General features: G+C 43.2%; 6 protein-coding genes. 3 read left to right on the top strand and 3 right to left on the bottom strand.

Annotated features, from left to right (window positions below; genetic code table 11):
- Both A3735_RS17070 and thiD read right to left on the bottom strand, forming a co-directional pair.
- Positions 1 to 1,150 (bottom strand): hypothetical protein (locus A3735_RS17070; protein WP_156499731.1); only part of this gene is annotated, 1,150 nt, incomplete at its 3' end.
- A gap of 72 nt (positions 1,151 to 1,222) precedes the next feature.
- Positions 1,223 to 2,032 (bottom strand): bifunctional hydroxymethylpyrimidine kinase/phosphomethylpyrimidine kinase, encoded by an 810-nt coding sequence (gene thiD / locus A3735_RS17065; protein ID WP_068506541.1) that lies wholly within the window; start codon positions 2,030 to 2,032, stop codon positions 1,223 to 1,225.
- Between the two features lie 79 nt (positions 2,033 to 2,111).
- On the opposite strand from thiD, the gene A3735_RS17060 reads away from it, so the two are divergent.
- The 3 genes from A3735_RS17060 to A3735_RS17050 are packed head-to-tail and all read left to right on the top strand — an operon-like array spanning position 2,112 to position 4,302.
- Entirely contained in the window at positions 2,112 to 2,654 is a 543-nt protein-coding gene (locus tag A3735_RS17060) for a hypothetical protein (protein ID WP_156490687.1), read from the top strand.
- Entirely contained in the window at positions 2,647 to 3,711 is a 1,065-nt protein-coding gene (gene mtnA / locus A3735_RS17055; protein ID WP_068506400.1) for an S-methyl-5-thioribose-1-phosphate isomerase, read from the top strand. The genes A3735_RS17060 and mtnA overlap by 8 nt, the downstream gene beginning before the upstream one ends.
- Before the next feature lie 30 nt (positions 3,712 to 3,741).
- The gene (locus A3735_RS17050; protein ID WP_068506406.1) at positions 3,742 to 4,302 is read left to right on the top strand and encodes a DUF1415 domain-containing protein; all 561 of its coding nucleotides are present in this window, start codon (positions 3,742 to 3,744) and stop codon (positions 4,300 to 4,302) included.
- Between the two features lie 4 nt (positions 4,303 to 4,306).
- On the opposite strand, the gene A3735_RS17045 is transcribed toward A3735_RS17050, so the two are convergent.
- A partial coding sequence (locus A3735_RS17045) for a diguanylate cyclase (protein WP_068638336.1) occupies positions 4,307 to 5,736 on the bottom strand: 1,430 nt, incomplete at its 5' end.

Below are 5,736 nucleotides of genomic sequence, written 5' to 3'. Positions count from 1 at the left end.
CAATGGCATCAAAGCTGTCTTCATCCTTACGTAAAGAGATATCGGTAGCGCTGCTGTCCACTTCTAAGCCTTCCAGAGGTTTATGTCCGGCGGGCAGAGCAGGTGCTTCGAGCGTTTCAATCACAAGCGGCTCGGATCGAGGCGCAGCGAAAGTTTGGATCTGGGAAGCGGGAAGCTCAGGTTTTTGTACAGGGGCCTTTTTCAGCTCTTTTATAAGATCGATTATAACTTCTGACTGGTTAAATAGTTTTTCAGGCTCAATGTCTTGACCTGATGTAGCTAAGTGAATGTTATTGAGAAGTTCCATTACTTTAAGAACGTGCTTTTCAGCTTCTTCTGGTTTCATTTTTACCGTGCGTTCGGCTTCAATCGCAACGAAGTAAGCTTTTTTAGTCGCCAAAAGAGCATCAATGCCTGCAGCTTTTACCCCCTCTCTATCTCTATAATTCTTCTCAATAAAGCTTGTTGAGGCTTCAAGTTTAGCTTCTGCTTTTTCATAGCTCAATTCGGCGTACTCATCTGCGTCGATGTCCGAGGCACGCTCGAAAAACGAAACAGCTTCATTAAGATGTGTTACTTTTAGTGTCGATATTTCGGTATCAGCCATGTCTTCAAGAAGGTCTACTTCACTCTTTTTAGCATCAGCAACGTTGCCCTGTTCAATTTCTTGAATGATGTCATTTAGCGACTCCATGACATCTTGATATTGGTCGGGTACAAGAGCTGGGGCGTTGAGACTTTCTAGAATGTCGAGATTTTTTAAGGACTCCCTTAGATTTCCTTCAACTTTCTTTTTATTCTCGTAAGCGTTTTCTATATATTTTTGTGCAGCGATCGCGGACATTAAAGAGGCATTTTTTATATCGCTGGGAGGGGCTGTTAGGTACTCGCGTGCTAATGCAATGCTCTCTTCTGCTTGCCTAAGATGTAATGGAGAGAAGAATTCTACGCCTTTTTTCTTCGCAACTAGCAGTTTTTCTTCTGCTTCGTCAATTGCTTGTTCTGGTGTGAAAGTTGACTGTGAAGCTGCTTGGGCAGATTTTTGTTGAACGCTTTCTGATATAGCTACTTGGTTACTGGCACAAGCTGATAGTAGTACTGTTAAACTAGAGGCTAGTATAATTTTTTTCGAAATGCTTAGCTTTGTCATTCTATGAAGTCCCTTAGTAATATTAGTAGCAGTATAGTGCAGAAAATATCCGCAAAGAATTATATCGCTTAATTAGTATTGTGAAAATGGCAACTGATTAATTGGGCCGTAACCATTACCGACCTGTAAACCGTCAGCATTTTGGATACAAGATTCGGTAAATGATATACCTTCTTTAACAGCTATGAATAAGTCTGGCTGTTTAGCCAAGTTTGCAGCGATTGCTGAAGATAGTGTGCATCCGGTTCCATGAGTATTATTTGTTGCAATGCGTTTGTGCGAGAATGAATTCATTGCCTTATTGGTCTGCAGGTAGTCGGTAACGATTTCGCCATTTACATGACCTCCTTTAAGTAGAACGCTACATGCAAATAACTCAGATAATAATAAGGCCTTATTCTGAGTGCATAAATTTTCAGTGTCTTTTCCTTTAAATTGGAGCAGGTAGTTTGCTTCCATAAGGTTGGGTGTTATTAGAGTGGCCAAAGGAAACAAGTTCTCAACCAGGGCTGTTCTTGCGGCTTCTTCTAGAAGCATTACGCCTGAACTGGAAGTAAGGACTGGGTCGATTACTATAGGTGTACTTGTGTTGTTGGAAAGGCATTCTACGACCTCGTTAATAATTTCACTTGAATACAGCATTCCTATCTTTATAGCTTTAAAGTTTATGTCGCTGATGACTGTCTGTAGCTGATCCTTCACAACTTTCGCTGGTAGTGGATAGGTGGCCTTAACTCCCTTTGAGTTTTGAGCTGTGACATTGGTGATGACTGATGCTCCATAGACATTTAAGGCAGTAAATGTTTTGATATCTGCTTGTATGCCTGCACCGCCTGAAGAGTCAGAGCCGGCAATTGTTAGTACATTTGGTGTATACTTCATATAAAGAAGGTCACTTGTAGTTTTGTTCCATGTTGTGTTGCTTAGGTTGAACAACATTTAGATGTTACCAAAGTTTATTATGCCCTACCTTTTCCTTTCCTTGCTTCTTTTATTTACCCTTACTACGAATGCCGGCGTAACGGCAGAAGATATTTTAGGTGAATACTGGAAAGACCCCTTGTTTGGTCAGGCTGCGACTGATCGTACCGTCGAGCTTGAAGTGCTTGTTGGTAGGGTGTGGCCGCAATCTGTCAATATTAGTTCTGGTTCAAAGGTCAGAGTACTTGTTAAAAATCGTACTAACGAGCCTCATTTGCTCGTTTTTACAAAGGACCTGAAAGCTTTATACCAGTCAGAAGCGTACAAGATGTTTGTTCTTGACGAACTCTATCACTCTAAGAAAAAGGCGCAGCAGGGTTCAGGGCATTCGCACTCCGGGAATAGTGTAGGGGATGCAGAATCTATTGTTAAACCGCTATCTCAGAACCCTTCAGTGTTTGTTGTAGGTGGCGATAGAAAAGAAGTGTTAATTGAGTTTGAGGGAACTGGTATTGCAAACTACTCATGCATGATAGAGTCCCACCGAAATAATGAAACAGTAGGAAGTATAGTCATTGAATAATAAGTTTGAGTCTCTAAGCGTCAAAGCGGTCGATTGGCAAGATGGTGCGCTGGTTCTATTGGATCAGAGAAATCTACCTTTGTCTGAAGATTATATGAGTTGTCATGATGTTGAACAGGTTTATACGGCAATCAAGACGATGGTTGTACGTGGAGCGCCTGCAATTGGTATTTGTGCGGCTTACGGTGTTGTTTTGAGCGCAAAAAAGCACTTAATGAATGGAGTCGATTTTTATGAACGTATTAACAAGGATATTGAATTCCTGAGTCAAGCTAGGCCTACCGCGGTAAATTTAGCATGGGCTCTGAAAGTTATGCAGGAAGAGCTCCTAGCGCAGAAAGAGCAGGATTTTAGTTTAGAAAAGCTGCTTCTCCGCGCCCAGGAAATTCATCAAGAGGATATTGCTAACAACTTTAAAATGGGTGATTTAGCCTGTTCCGTGTTTAAACGCTTCCATGAAAAACCGTTCTCTGTCATGACTCATTGTAATGCCGGAGGCTTGGCTACAGGTGGCTATGGAACGGCTTTAGGGGTTATACGCTCAGCCTGGAGTGATGGCTTAATCACTGAAGTCTTTGCAGATGAAACGCGCCCTTGGATGCAAGGTACCCGATTAACTGTTTGGGAGCTCATGAGAGATGATATCCCGGTTACCTTAAATGCGGACTCGGCGGCCTCGTGGGTGATCCAAAACAAATCGGTTGAATGGATTATCGTTGGTGCAGACAGGATTGCAGCTAACGGAGATGTTGTAAACAAGATTGGCACCTACTCTTTGGCGATTCAGGCAAGGTACCATGGCGCAAAGGTAATGGTCGTTGCGCCTAGCAGTACGGTTGATATGGCATCGAAAAACGGTGCGTCTATAGAGATTGAAATGCGTGATTCCGATGAGCTTAAGTGTTTCAGTGGACAACAAGTTTCAGAGGCTAACGTACAGGCACTTAATCCGGTCTTCGATGTGACGCCCGCGAGCTTGGTCGATTATATCGTTACAGAGCGAGGCGTCATTGCTGGGCCGACCTTAGATAAGATGACCGATAAATTCTCGCTTTAATATGAAATGTTTCAGGAAAGGTGTTTAAAGATGTCTAATGAGCTATCCCTTGGCCATGTAGAGTCAGAAGTTGTTGCTTGGCTGGAGCGAGTGGTAATCGGCCTTAACTTGTGTCCGTTTGCTCGCAAACCCTACGAAGACGAACGTGTCCGAATCGCGATCGACACTGGGAGCTCTTATGACTCAATACTTGAACGCTTGTTGGCAGAGTTAAGGTTTCTAGATAATGATAGTAATCTGGCTATTGAAACGACTCTGCTTGTTATCCCAAATGGCTTGAGTGACTTTTATTCTTACTTAGCATGCCTGTCGGATGCGAATTCAATTTTGGTTTCAGAAGGTTACGAAGGTGTATTTCAGTTGGCAAGTTTTCACCCGGATTACCAGTTTGAAGGTACCGAACCGGATGATAAATCGAACTTAACAAATCGCGCTCCCTATCCGGTTTTTCACATAATTAGAGAGCAATCTTTGGAGTATGCGCTAGAAAGTTATGATAACCCTGAAAAAATTCCAGAGCGTAATGTTGAGCTAATGCAGTCAATGGAGGGGGAGCGGTTAAAAGCTTTATTTCCGTGGCTGAGTATTTAGTCGTCTAGGAGAACGAAAGCTGCGCACTACCTTTTGATTTCGCAAGCAGTAGCTTTTTGCTTGCTCTCTTCCAGGCAGAATTAAAGTCTTCATTAGGCAAAATATGTACAACTCCGACGCTGATGCTCGAATTTAGCCACTTTCCATCGCTTGACTTTATTTTGATGGCTTCGAAATCTCGCATTAACCTTTCAACGTAGAGCCTGGCTTGGGGGAGTGAGCAGTTGGATAGAAGTATAGTAAACTTCCCACCACCGACTCTTCCTGCCAGCCCTCTTCTATAGGCGAAGCTATTTTCCTTATCGATCAGCTTTGCGGCTAGGTTATCTCGACGTACTTTTGTTTGGAGCAATTGACCAAACTCGCTAAGCAATAGGTCGCCTGCGTGAAGGCCGTGCGCCTCATTAAACTTCTGAAAGTTGTCAATATCAATATCGATCCAAACAAGGTCGTTCTCGCTAGTTTTAATTGTATGTTCAATTTGAGTGTAGAGGGTTTGACGACTAAAAACCCCTGTTAACTGGTCTTGAGTTGACTCACCCAGATAATTTTCGTCGTCTCTTGCCAGCTTACGGTTTTCTTGTTTCAGGTTTGCGTATTTATAGCCAAGCAAGATGGCTAGCAGCAGTTGCTCGGTCACTGAACCTGCAATGAAAATATTGAGGGTGTCTAGTGATGGGGGGGTGTATCCAAGCCACATCCATACCCATAGGGTGCCCGTAATAAGGTGAGTGGTCCAGGCAAGAAGAAACAACTTCGCCATCGGGGGGTGACGCTTTAGTGCACCGATAGCACAGACAAGTATGATAATTGGAATGACTAGACCTATCGTTTCTACACACATGTAGGCAAGTTGGTCAGACATAAACCCTAGTAGAAATATGGTCGAAAAAGTTGCAGCCAATAACAGGCGTAATAATATATCGAGCTTGGGGATTGTTGTCTTAGTTTCAAGTAGCTCGCGAACGAATACTGTTGCAGAAAACGCAAGCAAGCAAGCGGTCAGGTTGGTGAAGCTACCCTCTCCACCCCAATCGGGAAACGCCAGGCGGTTGTACCCGGTCATGGCAATCATATATAGCGACATACATAAAACGTAAGAGGCGTAATAAGTATAAACTCTTTCTCCAGCAGAGATGCCAATTACCATGTTGTAGACAAAAGCAAGAATCATCAGTCCAAAACACAAGCCATACACAAGATTTCTACTAGCAAGAAGAGAAAGTTGTGAGTCGTGGTCTCGGATGTTTATGCTGAAATTTAAGACTTGTGAACTCTTGATTTTAAGGAAGGCTAGGCGATGTTCGCGCGGTTTTTCGATAACGAAGGTAAGAAAGGTGGCTGGGAAACTGGCATTGTCACTAGCGTGCCTACCAGCAGCGTGCTTCCAGGTCCAGAGACCGTTTTCATAGATTGCCAATTCGCCATCTAATC

The organism is Oleiphilus sp. HI0061, assembly GCF_001635675.1.
This window is presented reverse-complemented; position numbering and strand designations above follow the sequence as displayed.